Raw genomic sequence first — 17,823 nt, 5'->3', positions numbered from 1 at the left:
GGCCGGAGGCTCAACGCTCCGACCATACCGGCAGCACGTCTTCGGCCGAAGGCGTCGCCGCATGGACCCCACGCGCAATTGCGCGCGCCATCGTGGCGCCGGCGGCGGCGTAGAGGTCGATGGCCTCGTCCAGGTTGAGCGTTCGCCCGCTCCGGCCGGTCGCCAGCGCGAAGACGAGATCGCCGTCGATGGGCGTATGCGCGGGCCAGATAGCCCTTGCGAAGCCGTCATGGGCCGCGATCGCCAGCCGCTTGGCGGCGGCCTTCGTCATCACGGCGTCGGTCGCGATGATGGCGATCGTCGTATTCTCACCCGGCCGGGGCTCTCGCGATTTGAGCCTCACATCCTGTGCGTCGGCCGGGAGGGGGTGCGCCAGGCCGAGTCCGCCGAACTCGTCGCCGATTTCAAAGGGCGCGGCCCAGAAATGGCGTGTGCGGCCGATGGTCACCGAGCCCACCCCATTCGCTATGGCGAGCGCGCCGACCGTCACGCCATTGGGCAATATGGTGGAGGCGGAGCCAAGACCGCCCTTGAGGCCTGCAGTCAGCGCGCCGGTGCCGGCACCGGCCGTACCCAGCGTGAAATCAGCGGCGACGCGTTCGACAGCCTCAAAGCCGAGATCGCGATAGGGTGGATAGCGGCCCCAGCCCTTGTCGCCGCCATTGGCCAGGTCGAATACGATTGCCGCCGGCGCGATCGGCACGCGCATCCCGGCGATCTCGAAGCCGATGCCCTTTTCTCGCAGCGCCGCCTGCACGCCCGAAGCCGCGTCGAGCCCGAAGGCTGAGCCGCCTGAAAGGACGATGGCGTCCACCTTCTCGACCAGATTATGCGGTTCGAGCAGGTCAGTCTCGCGCGTGCCCGGCGCGCCGCCGAGAACCTGTACACCGGCCACGGCTGGTTCCTCGCAAAGGACGACAGTCGTTCCGCTCTTCACTTTCTCGTCGGCTGCATTGCCAACCAGAAGGCCGGCGACATCGGTGATGAGGTTTCTGGGTCCCGCCCGGTATGCCATCGCTCAACGCACTTCCACGAATGAATTGCCGTCCCATTCGTAGAGACGATAGGGATTGCCTGTGATGTCGCCCTTGTCGTCGAAACGGATGGGGCCGATCGCCGTGTCGAAGCTGGTGGTTTCTATGCGCTTGCGAAAGTTCTTCTGCGCGTCCTGCTGCGCAAGCGCAGAAGCGGCAATCTGCAGGGCGGCGTAGCCCGGCAGCACGTAGCCTTCGGGTGCGATGTCGTCCGCCGCCAACTGGAAGAGCGCGGTCCGGTCGTCACTTACGGACCAGTCCGGAAGGCCGATCATCAGCGTTCCCCTGGCGAGCGGCACGTCGCCGGGTTCGGCCCTCAACGCTTCGCCGCCGGCGATGATCAGCTTGAGCCCGAGTTTCGCCGCATCTCGCCCGATGACGGCGATATCGGTGCGGTCGCCGCCGGCGAAGACATATTCCGCGCCGGCTTTCTTCAATCTTCCTACAAGGCCGATCTGGTTGTCCATCTGCGGGCGGTAATTGTCCGTGAAGACCGGTTTCAGTCCCGCCTGTTCGGCCGCGAGGCGGAAATTCTCCGACAACTCGCGCCCATAGATCGTGCCATCGTCGATGATGGCGAAGAGCTTGTCCGCCCACCTTTTGGTCAGTATGGCGACGACCGCCTTTGACTCTTCGTCGTCGCGCGGTGCCAGCCGATAGACCGGCCAGCCTGTCTTGTAGCGCTTGTCGGTAAGGCTGTTTGCGCGCACGCCGGGTGTGATGACCGGGATGTTGGCTTCCTTCAGGATCGGCAGCGCCGCTTCGATGGCCTCCGTGCACAGGAAGCCTACGACTGCGCCCACCCTGGCATCGACGAATTGCCGGGCTGCTTTCGCTCCGCCGTCGGCGGTGCAGCCGCTATCGGCGGTCTCCAGCGTTACGGTTGCGCCTGCATGGTTAGCGGCGGCTGTCTCGACGCCGGCCTGCAGTTGTTCGCCGAGCATCGCATCCTTACCGCTGAGCGGCACGGCAAGCCCGATAGACATTTCCGCTGCCGCGGCGGCCCCAGCGGCAATTGAAAAACCGGTGCCGAGCAGAATTGCGGTTATCATGGCTGAAGTTGTCGCGCGCATCGGCGGATTGTTCCGGCAGGTCCGTTCCGTGTCGATCACCCCGTGCTGTAAGACGCTCCGTCGCAACAAGCAACTCGCGGCCCGGCTCGACCTTGCGGCCGTCCGCTGTCGGCAGCGCCAGGTCGTTAACGCCATCCCGCCGTGGACAAGGGCGCGGATGTATGGCGAAATAGTTCCGGACGGTGGTGCCGATCCCGATTTTGCCGCATTCTCGGGTACTCCACTGCAGTGGAGATTCACATTCCGGAAGTTTTTCGCTTCCGCCAATCGAGGGGAGATTTCATGAAGACCAGAACGATTGCGGTGCTCGTCGCCGCTGCGCTTGGCGCTGCCTGTACGACAGATCCCTATACGGGGCAGCAGAAGATGTCGAACACGGCGGGCGGAGCGCTCCTAGGCGCTGCGGCGGGCGCCGGGCTCGGACTTCTTGCCGGCGGCAACGACCGCCGCAACGCGTTGATCGGCGCGGGCGTCGGCGCGCTCGCGGGCGGCGCGGTCGGCGCCTACATGGACAATCAGGAAGCGCAGCTTCGGACCCAACTTCAGGGCACCGGCGTCTCGGTGACGCGCGAGGGCAACCGGATCATTCTCAATATGCCCTCCAACATCACCTTCCCGACGGACCAGGATTCGGTCATGCCAGCCTTCTATCCGACGCTGAATTCCGTGGCGCTGGTTCTGAAGAAGTACAACCAGACGCTGATCGATGTGAATGGCCATACCGATTCGACCGGCAGCGAGCAGTACAATCTCGATCTGTCCAGGCGGCGTGCGCAGTCGGTCGCGAGCTATCTTTCGGCGCAGGGCGTAGACGGCCGCCGCTTCGCAATCAACGGATTCGGCAAAAGCGATCCGATCGCTTCCAACGCTACCGAAGCGGGCCGCGCCCAGAACCGCCGCGTCGAGATCTACCTGACGCCGATCACTTGAGTGGCCTTGCCCTCGTCCTCTCCCTCACGAAAATGGGGGAGAGGTCTTGAGCCCGAGCTTGTCGAAGGGCGGGACGGAGATGAGGCCATCTCAGCCCTGAAACGCTTCACAGTGCTTTCGCGATCCGAGCGGCCAATCGCGCATTGTTCTCAACCAGCGCGATGTTGGTGGCGAGGCTTTTGCCATCGCTCAGTTCGAGGATTTTCGAAAGCAGGTAGGGCGTAACGGCCTTGCCGCCGATGTTTTCGGCTTCCGCGGCCTTTTGCGCTGCCGCGATGTATCCCGTCATCTCCTTCGCCGGGATCTCTTCCGCCTCCGGAACGGGGTTCGCGACCAGCATGCCGCCGGTGATGCCCAGCGCTTGCCTGGTGCGGAAGAAGCCGGCGAGCGCTTCTGGTCGGTCGAGACGTAAGGGCGCGGGGTAGGGCGACCGGCGTGACCAGAACGCCGGCATGACGTCCGCGCCATAGACGACGACCGGCACGCCGCGCGTCTCCAGTACTTCCAGTGTCTTCTCGATATCGAGAATGGCCTTTGGCCCGGCCGACACGACGATGACGGGCGTGCGCGCTAGTTCGTCGAGATCGGCGGAGACGTCGAAGCTCTTCTCCGCTCCCTTGTGGACGCCGCCGATGCCGCCAGTGGCGAAGACGGATATGCCCGCCAGCGCCGCCGCGATCATGGTGGCGGCGACCGTGGTGCCGCCGGTGCGCCTTTCGGCGATGGCGAAGGCTAGATCGGCCCGCGACAACTTCATCGTATCGCCCGCCTTCGCCAATGCATCGCGCTCGGCTGCGGTGAGGCCGATCTTCAACCGCCCGTCGATCACCGCGATCGTCGCCGGCACGGCCCCTTCCTCGCTTATGATCCGTTCGACCGACGCCGCCATCTCCCTGTTCTGCGGATAGGGCATGCCATGCGTGATGATCGTGCTTTCCAGCGCGACGACGGGTGTGCCGGCGGCAAGCGCTTTGGCAACCGTCGGTTCGATGTCGATAAAGGAACGTGCGCTTTCGGAGATCATTTCATTCTCTGCTCGGAGATCGTCATCGCTCGGGCGGCTCATCCCACATCCCGTGCCGCAGGTACAAGGGCGAGTGCTTCCGCGAAAGCCGCTTCATCATAGTCGGCAACAACCGTATTCGTCTCTATCGTCAAAAGAGCGGCGGCGAGTCCCTCGCGCACGGCCTCGCGCAACTTCTCTTTGCGCATCAGCGCGGCGATCGTCGCGCCGGCAAGCGCGTCACCCGCGCCCGTCGAATCGGCCGTGAGGCGCGGGGAGGGCGGCTCAATTTCGAACAGGCCATCGGCACTGAAGCCGACGACGCTTTCCTTGCCGGCGCTTATCACGCCGGAGGTCAGGCCCGAGGCCGCAAGTGCCCGCGCCATATTGGCCGGATCATCACCGAGGCCAGCGCCCGAAAGCGCGACCGCCTCGCGCCGGTTCATGAACAGACAGGCGATGCGGGTGAGGATCGGGCGCAGGCGGACGACCTTGGCGGGCGAGATCGCGACGGCGAAGATCGGCCTTGCGCCTGCCAGGCCGGCGAGCCTTTCCAGCGCGGGCTCTGGCAGGTTGGCATCGCACAGTACCACGTCCGCTTCGGCGATCGCGTCGCGGATTGCACGCCTGCGGATCAGCTTCGCGAAGGCGAGATCGTAGAGGCTCATATCGGCGAGCCCAGCCACCACATCGCCGTTCGCCTCGATGAATGCCGTGTAGCTCGGCGTCGCGCGGTCGAGGAAAGTTGCCGAAAGATCGGCGATACCGGCTTCGCGTATGGCGCGCGCCACCGCTTCGCCAGCCATGTCGCCGCCGCGCACGGAAAGCAGCGTTCCTTCGCAACCGCGCCCGACGGCGTTGCGCAGCGCATTGAAGGCGCCGCCGCCAGCCTCCTCGCGCATGGTGCCGGGGTTCGACGCACCGGCGGCATAAGGCCCGCTGATATGGCCGCGCCGATCTATATGAGCGCCGCCGGCGGCGAACAGTTTTGTCGGCGTCATGCGGGATTGTTTCCGTTCAGGAAGCGGGATCGGGGGCCGGCGAATCGGCGGCAGGCGCGATGCGTGATGCAGTCAATTTGACAGGATAATTGCCGATTGTCCCCGCTGGGCGTACGAAACAGGAAAGGAACAAAATGACAAAATCCTTTGAAGACAATATGTTATGCCCTATTGCCAAACAAGAACAAAACAGGTACAAATATGTAAGGGATCACACATTGCCCGGCCTTCATTGACGACCAAGGGGTAGTATATCATGGCTCAGAATATGTTGCGGCTTGTCGAGGACAATTTGGTGGATAAGACAAAGGCTCTGGATGCGGCGCTTTCCCAGATCGAGCGGGCGTTCGGCAAGGGCTCGATCATGCGGTTGGGCGCCAACGAACAGGTGGTCGAGATCGAGACGGTGTCGACCGGCTCGCTCGGCCTCGATATCGCGCTCGGCGTCGGCGGGTTGCCCAAGGGCCGCATCGTCGAGATCTACGGACCGGAAAGCTCGGGCAAGACGACGCTGGCGCTGCATACGGTGGCCGAGGCACAGAAGAAGGGCGGTATCTGCGCCTTCGTCGATGCCGAGCACGCGCTCGATCCGGTCTATGCGCGCAAGCTGGGCGTCGATCTGGAAAACCTCCTGATCTCGCAACCCGACACCGGCGAGCAGGCGCTGGAGATCTGCGACACACTGGTACGCTCCGGCGCCATCGACGTGCTGGTGGTCGATTCGGTGGCGGCGCTGACGCCGCGCGCCGAGATCGAGGGCGAGATGGGCGATTCGCTGCCCGGCCTGCAGGCGCGCCTGATGAGCCAGGCGTTGAGGAAGCTCACGGCCTCCATCTCGCGCTCCAACACGATGGTCATCTTCATCAACCAGATCCGCATGAAGATCGGTGTTATGTTCGGCTCGCCGGAGACGACCACCGGCGGCAACGCGCTGAAATTCTACGCTTCCGTCCGCCTTGACATCCGCCGCATCGGCGCGGTCAAGGATCGTGACGAGGTGGTAGGCAACCAGACCCGCGTCAAGGTCGTCAAGAACAAGCTTGCGCCGCCCTTCAAACAGGTCGAGTTCGATATCATGTATGGCGAGGGCGTGTCGAAGACCGGTGAACTGGTCGATCTCGGCGTCAAGGCCGGCATCGTCGAGAAGTCGGGCGCCTGGTTCTCCTATAATTCGCAGCGGCTCGGGCAGGGGCGCGAGAACGCCAAGCTGTTCCTGCGCGACAATCCCGAACTGGCGCGCGAGGTCGAACTGGCGCTCCGCCAGAATGCCGGGCTGATCGCCGAGCAGTTTCTGGATAATGGTGGTCCGGGCGACCTCGACGACGATGCTGAGGCCGCCGGCTAGAAATCGTCCTGCTTTGATTGCTTACTTGACGAATGCCGGCGTTTGCGCCGGCATTCGCATGTTCGGGAGCCTGCGGGCTTGGTGCTCGCGGTGTTTCTGGACAGTATGAAAGCCTAACGCTACAAGGCCTGACACATTTCCGGGCGCGTGCCCGGGTACCCTTTCCAAAAGGCATGTTCATGAGTGGTGTCAACGAAATCCGGTCGGCATTTCTGGAGTATTTCGCGAGGAACGGTCACCAGATCGTGCCTTCGGGACCGCTCGTCCCGCGCAACGACCCGACGCTCATGTTCACCAATGCCGGCATGGTGCAGTTCAAGAATGTCTTCACCGGGCTGGAACAGCGATCCTATTCGCGCGCCACGACCTCGCAGAAATGCGTGCGTGCCGGCGGCAAGCATAACGACCTCGATAATGTCGGCTACACCGCCCGCCACCACACCTTCTTCGAAATGCTCGGCAATTTCTCCTTCGGCGACTATTTCAAGGAGCTTGCGATCGAGCTTGCCTGGAAGCTGATCACGCGCGAGTTCGGCCTTGCCGAGGATCGGCTGCTCGTCACCGTCTACCATACCGACGATGCGGCCGCCGACCTGTGGAAGAAGATCGCCGGCCTGCCGGAAAGCCGTATCATCCGCATCCCGACCAGCGCCAATTTCTGGGCGATGGGCGATACCGGTCCGTGTGGCCCGTGTTCGGAGATCTTCTACGACCATGGCGAGGCGATACCGGGTGGCCCTCCCGGCAGCCCGGATGAAGACGGCGACCGTTTCATCGAGATCTGGAATCTCGTCTTCATGCAGTTCGAGCAGGTCACGAGGGAAGAACGCATCGACCTGCCGCGCCCCTCGATCGACACCGGCATGGGGCTGGAGCGCGTCGCGGCCGTGTTGCAGGGCGTGCATGACAATTACGATATCGACCTCTTCCGTGCCCTGATCCGCGCCTCGGAGGAGGCGACGGGCGTCAAGGCGGAAGGAAAGAACCGCGCCAGCCATCGCGTCATCGCGGACCATCTGCGCGCGTCGAGCTTCCTCATCGCCGACGGCGTGCTGCCGTCAAACGAGGGTCGCGGCTATGTGCTGCGCCGCATCATGCGCCGCGCCATGCGCCACGCGCAGCTTCTCGGCGCGAGCGAGCCTTTGATGTGGCGTCTGGTTCCGGCGCTCCTGCGCGAAATGGGCCAGGCCTATCCGGAACTCATTCGCGGCGAGGCGCTCATCACCGAGACGCTGAAGCTCGAGGAGAGGCGCTTCCGCAAGACGCTGGCGCGCGGCCTTGGCCTCCTCTCCGAGGAGACCGAGCAATTGAAGGAAGGTGACAGGCTCGACGGCGAGACGGCTTTCCGGCTCTATGACACCTATGGCTTTCCGCTCGATCTGACGCAGGACGCGTTGCGCCAGCGCGGCATCGGCGTCGACCTCGAAGGGTTCAATGCCGCGATGGAACGGCAGAAGGCCGAAGCGCGTGCAAGCTGGGCAGGCTCCGGCGAGGCCAAGACCGACGCCATCTGGTTCACTGTACGCGACCGGGTCGGCCCGACCGAATTCCTTGGCTACGAGACGGAGAAGGCCGAGGGCGTGGTCACGGCGCTCGTCCGTGACGGCGCCATCGTCGACGAGGCGAGGGAAGGTGAAACGGTCGGCATCGTTGTCAACCAGACGCCGTTTTATGGTGAGTCCGGCGGTCAGGTCGGCGATGTCGGCATGATGTACGGCGACCGTCTCGTCATCGAAATCACCGACACGCAGAAGCGCGGCGATGGTGTCTTCGTACATGCCGGGCTGGTGAAGGAAGGCACGGTCGGTACCGGCATAGCGGTCGAGATGGAAGTCGACCGTGCCCGCCGCTCGCGCCTGCGCGCCAATCACTCCGCCACCCACCTCATCCACGAGGCGCTGCGCGAGATACTTGGCACGCATGTCGCGCAGAAGGGCTCGCTTGTCGCGCCAGACCGCCTGCGCTTCGATTTCTCGCATCCGAAGCCGATCGCGCCTGAGGAACTGGAGCGCGTCGAGGACATGGCGAACGAGATCGTCGTCCAGAACAGCCCGGTGACGACCAGGCTGATGGCCGTGGACGACGCCATCGCAGAGGGCGCGATGGCGCTGTTCGGCGAGAAATACGGTGACGAGGTCCGTGTCGTCTCCATGGGTACCGCCGAACATGGCGACAAGGCCGGCAAGCCCTATTCGGTCGAGCTTTGCGGCGGTACTCATGTGCGCGCGACCGGCGATATCGGCCTCATCCGTCTCGTCTCGGAAGGCGCGGTCGCGGCGGGCGTCCGCCGCATCGAGGCACTGACGGGCGTCGATGCCAGGCATCACCTCGACGAGCAGGATCGGCGCGTCAGGGCGATGGCCTCCGCGCTCAAGGTCGGCCCGGCCGAGGCGCTTCCGCGCCTTGAGGCGCTTATCGAGGAGCGGCGCAAACTGGAGCGCGAACTTGCCGACGCACGCAAGAAACTGGCGCTCGGCGGTGGATCGTCGGGTGCTGCCGGCGAGGTGAAAGAGGTGGCCGGCACGAAGTTCCTTGGCAAGGTCGTCGAGGGCGTTTCTCCGCGCGATCTGAAGTCGCTCGCCGATGATGGCAAGAAGTCGCTCGGCTCGGGCGTGGTGGCCTTCATCGGCCTCGGCGAAGACGGGAAGGCGAGCGTGGTCATCGGCGTCACCGGTGATCTGGCGTCTAAATTCTCCGCCGTCGATCTGGTCCGCAAGGCCTCGGCGGCTCTGGGAGGGCAGGGCGGCGGCGGCCGGCCCGACATGGCGCAGGCCGGCGGCCCGGATGGAACGAAGGCAGCGGAAGCGCTGGACAGGGTGGCAGAAGCGCTCGGTGCCTGAACGGGTGTAACCCTACTGGCCCGGACCAGCGGTGCTGCTTATCGCCTCGTCTCCGAGTGGTTCACTCCTTGCACGGCGCACGGCCTGTGTCAGCCGGTCAACATTATTGATGGGCGTTGCCGCTGGCCGGCGCGCATGAGACCCTTAAAATTGTAGTATTATTGAACGTCGACTTTCCGTCGAGGACCACCGGGATGTTCAACGCAGGCAAGAATGTCTGCGGCATCTGGTTGGGAGGACAGCGCCGCGGAATTACCTTACCGCCCACCATGCGATCGCTTCCATGCGGATGCATGCTGCTCGGAATGACTGTCGCCATTACCATTGCAGGTTCGATAGATGCGTTTGCGCATCAGGCACCTACGGGCTGGACTTATCCCTGGGCCTGTTGCCACGACATGGACTGCCGCGAGGTGAAGGCCAGCAGCATCCGCGAGGGGCCGAAGGGCTACGTGATCCGCTCTACCGGCGAGGTCATTCCCATGACCGACAGCCGGATAAAGAATTCCCCGGACGGGGAGTACCACTGGTGCTCCGTTGCCGGTCAGGACAACACCCGCACGATCTGCCTGTTTGTTCCGCCGCGGGACTTCTGAGTCCTGCTTCTCCCGATTAAACCGAGGGCCCATGGTTCACCAGGCCGCGCTTTCACGCGCCTTGCGCGGGAAGTCGGGCGGCGGCACCCTGATCTCGCAGCGCTCCTTGGCGCTCATGGCATTCAGGATGGCAAGAACCGCCCGATTCCGCAGGTCGTTCTTCGTCCGCGGACGGGAGAAAAGCTCGGTAAAGAAATCCATTTTCGGACCCCATGCTTTCCTCCCGATTCGTTACGGAAGATAAGCATTCACCAGCTTTTTTGCAGTGCAGCAAACGTATCGCTGCCTGCGGCCGAAAGGCGCGGAGAGGATGCGTGCTGCCAAAGGAACATACACAGGTCGACTCGCTACTCCATCACGGATGGGGTCTCGGCGGCGCCCTGCAGCGGCTTTTCGGGCATCAGGACCAAAAACAGGAAAGAAACGAAGGCGCATCCCGCTCCGGCAAGGAATATGACGCCGAAGGCGGCTGGCGAAGCGGTGGCGGCGCCGGCCGTGCCGACGCCCTCGCGGCCGAGCGGCAGCCCATAGCCGAGTGCGATGGCGCCGAAGGCGGCTACGCCCATCGCGCCGCCGAGCGAGCGCATGAAGGTCATCAGGCCGGTCGCGACGCCGAGATGCGCCCGGTCGACGGCGTTCTGCACCGAAATGGTGGAGATCGGGAAACTCGTGCCCCAGCCGATGCCGGCGCCCGTTGTCAGGATTTCGACTAGGAGGAGAGAAGGACGATGGACCGAGAGACCAAGCGCGACAAGGCATGCCGTGCACAACAGCATGCCGATGAGCGCGATGCGCTTGTAGTGCGTGACATGCGCGACCAACCGGCCACTGCCCATGGCGCCGGCCACCGTCCCCAGCATCAAGCCGAGAAGAGCGGTTCCGGAATCGGCTACCGAGAGATGCAGGAAAAGTTGCATGTAGATCGGAAGATAGACCGACAGGCCGATCGAAACGGCCTGCACGATGAAAAGCGCAATGGTGGCCGTCCTGACGACGGGGTTCACGAGCACCTCCAGTGAGATCAGCGGCTCGACCGTCCGGAGCAGCCACCAGGAAAGCACGGCCCACAGGAGGAGGGAGAAACCGATGAGGCCCGCGATCGGAGCCGATAGCCAGGGATAGGTGCTGCCGCCCCAATTGAGCGCCAGCAGAAGCACCGCAGTCGCCGTGACGAGCAAGAAGGCGCCGGGTGCGTCAACCTTATGCTGACGGGCCGCGACGCTGAGTTTCTTCAGCGGGTTGTTGAGGATCACCATGGCGAATGCGCCGAGCGGCAGGTTAATCCAGAAGATGAGCGACCAGTCGAGGTGGCCGGCGAAATAGCCGCCGAGAAGCGGACCCGCGACGCTGGCCACCGCCCAGGTGCCCGAGATCCAGGCCGCGTAGGCTGCCCGCTCGCGCGGCGGCACCAGATCGCCGATCACGGTCTGGGTGAGCGCGAACAGCCCGCCGCCGCCGACGCCCTGTATGGCGCGGCCGACGATGAGCATGAACATGTTGACCGAGAGCGCGCTGACCACCGAGCCGGCGAGGAAGATCAGGATCGCTGCGTAGATCGTCGGTCGGCGGCCATAGATGTCGGAGATCTTGCCGTAGAGCGGAGCCATGGCCGTCGCCGTCAGGAGATAGGCGGTGACGATCCACGGCAGATATTCGGCGTGGCCGAGCGCGCCGCCGATCGTGGGCAAGGCCGGCGCCACGATCGCCTGGTCGAGCGCTGCCAGAAGCATGGAAAGCAGTACGCCGCCGATGATGGCATTCTTCTCACGCTCGGAGATCGGCGGAGCCTTGAAGCCGGAGGCATTTTGGGCTCGAACGGGCTTGTCCATGGATCCATCCGAAACTGCCAGGGTCCGCGCGACCAACGGCAATGCGGGAGGAATTGCCGCGCGGGCGGATGGCCTGATCTATCTTCCTGGCTGTGGACCCCGATGCGGTGCCGGGGCTTCGGGCCCCGCCAGGCGGGGCTGCCGGACTACCGACCGGCTTGCGTTTCCATAAACAGCGCGCGCGGCAATAGCAGACGGGGAGGGGAGTGTCGAGCCCGCGGCCATTCGTACAGAGCCCGCTCCCGTCTGCTATTGCATCTAGAGTGGAATATTATCGTGCTTCTTCCAGGGATTATCGAGGTCCTTGTTGCGCAGCATCCTGAGCGCCCGAGCCACGCGCCGTCTGGTCGAATGCGGCATGATCACCTCGTCGACATAGCCGCGCTCCGCCGCCACGAAGGGCGACAGGAAGCGGTCTTCATATGCCTTCGTATGCGCGGCGATCTTGTCGGCGTCTGCAATGTCCTTGCGGTAGATGATCTCGACCGCGCCCTTGGCGCCCATCACTGCAATCTGTGCGGTCGGCCAGGCATAGTTGATGTCGCCTCTCAAATGCTTGGAGGCCATCACGTCATAAGCGCCGCCAAAGGCCTTGCGCGTGATGATCGTGATCTTTGGCACGGTCGCCTCGGCATAGGCGAAGAGCAACTTGGCGCCGTGCTTGATCAGGCCGCCATATTCCTGAGCGGTGCCCGGCAGGAAACCCGGCACGTCGACGAAGGTGACGATGGGGATTGAGAAGCAGTCGCAGAAGCGCACGAAGCGCGCCGCTTTGCGCGAGGCATCCGAGTCGAGGACGCCGGCGAGCACCATTGGCTGGTTGGCGACGAAGCCCACCGTGCGGCCCTCGACACGACCGAAGCCGGTGACGATGTTCTTGGCGAACGAGCCCTGGATTTCGAAGAAATCCCCCTCGTCCACCGTCTTCAGTACCAGTTCCTTGATATCGTAAGGCTTGTTGGCGTTGTCGGGGATCAGAAGGTCGAGCGAGTGGTCGTTCTCCGCCGTCGACTGCGCGCAGTCGATCGCCGGCACCTCGCTCGTGTTGGAGGCAGGCAGGAAATCGATCAGCCGCCGCATCTGCAGGAGCGCCTCGATGTCGTTGTCATAGGCGCCGTCCGCGATCGAGGATTTCGTCGTATGGACCGACGCTCCGCCGAGTTCCTCCGCCGTGACCGTCTCGTTGGTGACCGTTTTCACCACGTCCGGGCCGGTGACGAACATGTAGGAGGTGTCGCGCACCATGAATATGAAGTCGGTCATCGCCGGGGAATAGACGTCGCCGCCGGCGCACGGCCCCATGATGACCGAGATCTGCGGGATGACTCCCGACGCCAGCACGTTGCGCTGGAAGATCTCGGCATAGCCGCCGAGCGCCGCCACCCCTTCCTGGATGCGCGCGCCGCCGGCGTCGTAGAAACCGATGATCGGCGCACGGTTCTTCAGCGCCATCTCCTGTACCTTGATGACCTTCTCGGCATGGGCCTCGGAGAGCGAGCCGCCGAAGACGGTGAAATCCTTGGCGAAGACGAAGACGGTGCGCCCGTTCACCGTGCCCCAGCCGGTGACGACACCGTCGCCGGCGATCCTGGTCTTTTCCATGCCGAAATCGGTGGAACGGTGCTCGACGAACATGTCGAACTCCTCGAAAGAGCCTTCGTCGAGGAAGATCTCGATCCGCTCGCGCGCGGTGAGCTTGCCGCGTTTGTGCTGTGCCTCGATGCGCGCCAGTCCGCCACCCATCCGCGCGATCTCACGGCGGCGCTCCAGTTCGGCCAGCACGTCTTTCATGGATTTCCTCTCCCGATCGTCGAGTCTGTTTCCTGTTAGCACGTGGGCGGCGGCAGGCAAGCTATCCGCATTGCCAATACGCCCGCCTACCCGTATCAGCGGCACCCATGTCTTCTCTCGTCGAAACGGTCCTGTTCGTCTTCGGGCTTGCGGCACTCGGTTATGTCTCCGGCGTTTCCGGCTATCTGAAGCCCGCGATCGGCGATGCCGTTTCCGAATTCGCGGTGAGTGTGGCGCTGCCGGTGCTTCTGTTCCGCACGATGGCGCATGCCGATTTCCACGGCGCCGCGCCCTGGACGCTGTGGACGGTCTATTTCTTTGCCCTGGCGGTTACGTGGATCGCCGGCCACCTGACCGTCACCCGCATCTTCGGCCGTGACAGCGCCGCCGGGGTCGTCGGAGGCGTCTCGGCAGCCTTCTCCAACAGCGTCCTGCTCGGTATTCCGTTCATGCTGGGTGTCTATGGAAAGGGCGGCGTGGAGATCCTATCGCTTATCGTCTCGGTTCACCTTGCGGTGGTGATGATCGCATCGATCGTCCTCTTCGAGGTATTCGGAGGAGGGGGAAGCGCGCCCGGCCACTGGCTGGAACTTGCCATCGGCTTCGTGCGCAAGCTCTTCGGTAATGCGATCGTCGTCGGCATCCTCGCTGGCTTCGCGTGGCATCTGACGGGGCTGGCGCTACCGTCGCTGGCGGGCCGTTTCGTCGACGCTATCGCCGACACGGCCGGGCCTCTGGCGCTTTTCGCGATGGGGCTCAGCCTCCGGAAATTCGGCATTTCAGGCAATCTGCTGCCTTCAGTGACGCTCTCGGTGCTGAAACTCATGCTGATGCCCGCGATCGTACTGGCCGCCGCATGGGCATTCGGCCTGCCGCCGCTGGCGGCGAAAGTGGCGGTCGCCACCGCCTCGATGCCCACCGGAGTCAATTCCTACCTGATCGCAGTCCAGTTCCGGACTGGGCAGGGCCTCGCCTCGAGCCAGTTGACGCTCTCAACGATTGCAGCGGTGGTGACGACTGCTTTCTGGCTGGCGATAGCCCATGCCGTCTTTGGCTGACCCGGCTTGGCGGGTTTTGCGATATCGCCCGCGCCGCGCTAGGGTGCCGGCTGCGACCGAGAGCTTGCCCGGCGCCAGGCGGCGCGATATGCCAGTGGTTCCGCGGGTCGGCATCCCAGCCGACCCGAAGCTCATCGACGAGATCAGAAGGATAGGCGCTGCGTAAGGCGCCATGAAAGGAGGCTCTCATGCTTCAGAAGACTAGCCATTATATGCGTCAGGCCAATCTCATCGGCGGTGAGTGGGTGCAGGCGGATTCCGGCGCGACGATTGATGTCATCAACCCTGCGACGGGCCTGAAGATGGGCACTGTGCCCAAGGGCGGCAGGGCGGAGACGCGCCGCGCCATCGAGGCAGCGGCGGAAGCCTTCAAATCGTGGCGCAAGACTTCGGCGCTCGAACGCTCGAAACTCCTCCATAAGCTTGCTGACGCGCTTCTGGACAACCAGGATTCGCTGGCCGAACTGCTGACTATGGAGCAGGGCAAGTCCCTGACCGAATCGAAGGGCGAAATCGGCTCCTCTGCTGCCTACGTGCGGTGGTTCGCCGAGGAGGGACGCCGCACCTATGGCGACGTCGTACCGTCGCCCTGGGCGGACCGGCGCATCCTCGTCAACCGCGAGCCCGTCGGCGTCATCGCGGCGATCACGCCGTGGAATTTCCCGTCCTCGATGCTTGCCCGCAAGATCGGCCCGGCGCTCGCCGCGGGCTGCACGACCGTCGTCAAGCCAGCCTCGCAGACACCCTATTCCGGCCTTGCCTGGGGCGCGCTTTGTGAGGAAGTCGGTATTCCGAAGGGTGTGGTGAACATCGTCACCGGTTCCGCCGGCGAGATCGGCGACGAAATCTGCGAGAACCCGATCGTGCGCAAGGTCACCTTCACCGGTTCGACCGAGGTCGGCAAAATCCTGCTCCAGAAGGCGGCCGCGACGGTCAAGAAAGTTTCGATGGAACTCGGCGGCAACGCGCCTTTCCTCGTCTTCGACGATGCCGATCTCGACCGCGCGGTGGCCGGCGCGATTGCCGCGAAATACCGCAATTCCGGCCAGACCTGCGTCTGCACCAACCGCTTCTATGTGCAGGCCGGCATTCATGACAAGTTCGTGGAGAAGCTTGCCGAGGCGACCAACAGTCTCAAGGTCGGCTCGGGCCTGGAAGACGGTACGCAACAGGGGCCGCTGATCGACGGCAAGGCGGTCGAGAAGGTCGAGGAATTCGTCGCCGACGCCGTTTCCAAGGGCGGCAAGGTCATTGCCGGTGGCAAGCGCCATGCGCTCGGCGGCACCTTCTTCGAACCGACGGTCATCAGTGGCGCCACCAACGATATGCGCTTTACCCAGGAAGAGATCTTCGGCCCGGTCGCGCCGATCTATCGCTTCGAGAAGGAAGAAGACGCGGTCGCGCTCGCCAATGACACGGTTTACGGCCTTGCCTGCTATTTCTATACGGGCGATCTCGGCCGCGCTTTCCGGGTCATGGAAGGGCTGAAATACGGGCTCGTCGGCGTCAACGAGGGTGTTATCACCACGCCGGAGGCGCCGTTCGGCGGCATGAAGGAATCGGGTCTTGGCCGCGAAGGCGGCCATCAGGGCATCGATGATTACCTCGATACCAAATATGTCTGCATCGGCGGCCTGGGGCTCTGAGCTGAAGATGGGCGAGGGGGGAGAAGCCTTCGGGATTGCTTCCGATGGCGCGGCGGTCCAACGCATCCGCATCAGGGGCGGCGGTCTTTCGGCCGCCATCCTGACTTATGGCGCGGTCCTTCAAGATTTACGATTGGAGGGCCACGACGCGCCGCTGGTGCTCGGCTTCGAGCGCTTCGAGGACTACCTCGCCCACTCGCCCTATTTCGGCGCAGTCGTCGGCCGGTATGCCAATCGTATCCGCGGTGGGCGCTTCACCATCGACGGCATGCGCTATCAGGCTGACACCAACTTCCTCGGCAAGCACTTGCTACACGGCGGGTCCGCCGGATCAGGCAAACGCGTCTGGCGACTGGGAGAGCAGGGAGCCGATTTCGTCACGCTCCACCTCACCGATGTGGACGGCTGGATGGGTTTTCCGGGAACGCTGGAGGTTTCGGCGACCTACCGGCTCAAAGCCGGCGGCATCCTCCAACTTGATCTGGAAGCGACGACCGACAAGCCGACGCTCTGCAATTTCTCCCACCACTCCTATTTCAACCTCGACGATGGCGGCTCGGGCAACGTCCTCGGCCACCGGCTGATGCTGAATGCCGGCGCCTATCTGCCGGTCGATGACGAACTGATCCCGACCGGTGTTGTGCAGCCGGTCGACGGTACGCCCTTCGATTTCAAGCAAGCGCGGCCGATCCGCCGGCCAGGCGACACGGTCGACTATGACCACAATTTCTGCCTGACTTCCGCGCGCGGCCCGCTCAGGCAGGCTGCATGGGCACAGGCGGAGCGCTCTGGCGTCGAGATGGAATGCTGGACAACGGAGCCAGGCGTCCAGTTCTATGCCGGCCACAAGGTGGCGCGCGAGGTACCGGGTCTCGGGCGTCGCATGTATAAGGCGAATGCCGGCTTTTGCCTGGAAGGGCAGGTGTGGCCCGACGCGCCGAACCGGCCTTATTTCCCGCAAGCGATCCTGCTGCCGGGTGAGAAGTCCCTCCAGATGACGCAGTATCGGTTCAGGTTGGGCTAGTCTGGCGAGGCAGGCCCATCGGAGAGAGGCCGTCCGCCACGCTTTTCGAGGTCCGCGAGGAGGGTGCGGATGGCCCACAGCACTGTGGTCGAAATGGCCTCTCCATCCATGCCCCACTGGTCGCGCATCTCCCGCCAGGCAAAGCCGCTGCCGATGAACTGCAGAGCCGCGACGGCATGCGTGCGGTCGGGCTCCGGCAGCGAGGCTGTCGCTTTGGCATAGAGGGCGCGATAGGCTTCAACGCGGTCCGGCGTGATGCTGTTGCGCATCGCCCGGCCCTCGGCGCTTGCCATCGCCACCGTCGCCGCCGCGGCACGCTCGTCGAACTGGCGGTAGAGTCGGGGGATTCCGGTCGTCAGCCAGTTCGAAAGATCGGTCGGCAGTTTCCCCTGGCTAGACAGCAGCGTCCATATTTCCTTGCGTAAAGCGACCTGGTCGGGGAAGTGCCGATAGACGGTACGTCGCGAAATGCCGGCGCGGGCCGCCACATTATCGTGGTTCAATCTTTCGCCATCGGCCATCAGTGCCAGAAGCGCTTCTCCGATGCGGCTGCGGGTATCGTTTGGAATCTCTGCCTGGGTCATGAGACGCTTATAGGATGGCGACACTTTTTGTGTCAAATCCACTTGACACATTTTGTGCCATGGTGGATA

The 17,823-nt window shown here is 63.8% G+C and carries 15 protein-coding genes; 7 read left to right on the top strand and 8 right to left on the bottom strand.

Translation table 11 applies throughout. From position 1 onward, the window contains the following. Window positions 1-10: 10 nt before the first annotated feature. Both RBH77_RS16095 and RBH77_RS16090 read right to left on the bottom strand, forming a co-directional pair. Window positions 11-1,015: a P1 family peptidase gene (locus RBH77_RS16095; protein WP_311028599.1), complete on the bottom strand. Its 1,005-nt coding sequence runs from the start codon at window positions 1,013-1,015 to the stop codon at window positions 11-13. Window positions 1,016-1,018: 3 nt separating this feature from the next. Continuing rightward, window positions 1,019-2,086 (bottom strand): branched-chain amino acid ABC transporter substrate-binding protein, encoded by a 1,068-nt coding sequence (locus RBH77_RS16090; protein WP_311028598.1) that lies wholly within the window; start codon window positions 2,084-2,086, stop codon window positions 1,019-1,021. A gap of 303 nt (window positions 2,087-2,389) precedes the next feature. Between RBH77_RS16090 and RBH77_RS16085 the strand changes: the two genes are divergently transcribed. Then, on the top strand, window positions 2,390-3,037 hold the full coding sequence (locus RBH77_RS16085) for a YiaD family glycine zipper/OmpA-like lipoprotein (RefSeq protein ID WP_311028597.1): 648 nt from the start codon (window positions 2,390-2,392) through the stop codon (window positions 3,035-3,037). A gap of 106 nt (window positions 3,038-3,143) precedes the next feature. On the opposite strand, the gene RBH77_RS16080 is transcribed toward RBH77_RS16085, so the two are convergent. Together RBH77_RS16080 and RBH77_RS16075 are read right to left on the bottom strand one after the other, a co-directional pair. Next, entirely contained in the window at window positions 3,144-4,061 is a 918-nt protein-coding gene (locus RBH77_RS16080; RefSeq protein WP_311028596.1) for a pseudouridine-5'-phosphate glycosidase, read from the bottom strand. 38 nt (window positions 4,062-4,099) lie between these two features. Continuing rightward, entirely contained in the window at window positions 4,100-5,041 is a 942-nt protein-coding gene (locus RBH77_RS16075) for a carbohydrate kinase family protein (RefSeq protein WP_311028595.1), read from the bottom strand. Between the two features lie 256 nt (window positions 5,042-5,297). Here RBH77_RS16075 and recA point away from each other — a divergent pair, with 256 nt between their 5' ends. From recA to RBH77_RS16060, 3 genes are all read left to right on the top strand, one after another. Then, window positions 5,298-6,386, top strand: coding sequence for a recombinase RecA (recA, locus tag RBH77_RS16070; protein WP_311028594.1), 1,089 nt, complete (start codon window positions 5,298-5,300; stop codon window positions 6,384-6,386). 179 nt (window positions 6,387-6,565) lie between these two features. Continuing rightward, complete coding sequence (alaS, locus tag RBH77_RS16065) at window positions 6,566-9,226, top strand: alanine--tRNA ligase (protein WP_311028593.1); 2,661 nt, start codon at window positions 6,566-6,568, stop codon at window positions 9,224-9,226. 305 nt (window positions 9,227-9,531) lie between these two features. After that, on the top strand, window positions 9,532-9,822 hold the full coding sequence (locus RBH77_RS16060) for a hypothetical protein (RefSeq protein WP_311032574.1): 291 nt from the start codon (window positions 9,532-9,534) through the stop codon (window positions 9,820-9,822). Between the two features lie 36 nt (window positions 9,823-9,858). Here the strand turns inward: RBH77_RS16060 and RBH77_RS16055 are convergent, their stop codons facing one another. The 3 genes from RBH77_RS16055 to RBH77_RS16045 form a co-directional block, all read right to left on the bottom strand. After that, complete coding sequence (locus RBH77_RS16055) at window positions 9,859-10,023, bottom strand: hypothetical protein (RefSeq protein ID WP_311028592.1); 165 nt, start codon at window positions 10,021-10,023, stop codon at window positions 9,859-9,861. A gap of 146 nt (window positions 10,024-10,169) precedes the next feature. Then, window positions 10,170-11,651, bottom strand: a complete 1,482-nt coding sequence (locus RBH77_RS16050) for an MDR family MFS transporter (protein WP_311028591.1) — start codon at window positions 11,649-11,651, stop codon at window positions 10,170-10,172. A 258-nt stretch (window positions 11,652-11,909) separates the two neighbouring features. Continuing rightward, window positions 11,910-13,442, bottom strand: coding sequence for an acyl-CoA carboxylase subunit beta (locus RBH77_RS16045; protein ID WP_311028590.1), 1,533 nt, complete (start codon window positions 13,440-13,442; stop codon window positions 11,910-11,912). 107 nt (window positions 13,443-13,549) lie between these two features. On the opposite strand from RBH77_RS16045, the gene RBH77_RS16040 reads away from it, so the two are divergent. The 3 genes from RBH77_RS16040 (at window position 13,550) to RBH77_RS16030 (ending at window position 17,170) form a co-directional block, all read left to right on the top strand. Next, window positions 13,550-14,500, top strand: a complete 951-nt coding sequence (locus tag RBH77_RS16040; RefSeq protein ID WP_311028589.1) for an AEC family transporter — start codon at window positions 13,550-13,552, stop codon at window positions 14,498-14,500. A gap of 188 nt (window positions 14,501-14,688) precedes the next feature. Continuing rightward, window positions 14,689-16,146, top strand: a complete 1,458-nt coding sequence (locus RBH77_RS16035; RefSeq protein WP_311028588.1) for an NAD-dependent succinate-semialdehyde dehydrogenase — start codon at window positions 14,689-14,691, stop codon at window positions 16,144-16,146. Then, complete coding sequence (locus tag RBH77_RS16030; protein ID WP_371832787.1) at window positions 16,118-17,170, top strand: aldose epimerase family protein; 1,053 nt, start codon at window positions 16,118-16,120, stop codon at window positions 17,168-17,170. The genes RBH77_RS16035 and RBH77_RS16030 overlap by 29 nt, the downstream gene beginning before the upstream one ends. On the opposite strand, the gene RBH77_RS16025 is transcribed toward RBH77_RS16030, so the two are convergent. Beyond that, window positions 17,167-17,754, bottom strand: a complete 588-nt coding sequence (locus RBH77_RS16025) for a TetR/AcrR family transcriptional regulator (protein ID WP_311028587.1) — start codon at window positions 17,752-17,754, stop codon at window positions 17,167-17,169. The two genes, RBH77_RS16030 and RBH77_RS16025, sit on opposite strands and share 4 nt — an antisense overlap. Window positions 17,755-17,823 lie beyond the last annotated feature (69 nt).

The sequence above is a fragment of the Mesorhizobium koreense genome, from assembly GCF_031656215.1.
Taxonomy (GTDB): domain Bacteria; phylum Pseudomonadota; class Alphaproteobacteria; order Rhizobiales; family Rhizobiaceae; genus Mesorhizobium_L; species Mesorhizobium_L koreense.
The sequence above is the reverse complement of the archived record's forward strand: the minus strand, read 5'-3'. Positions and strand labels throughout refer to the sequence as shown.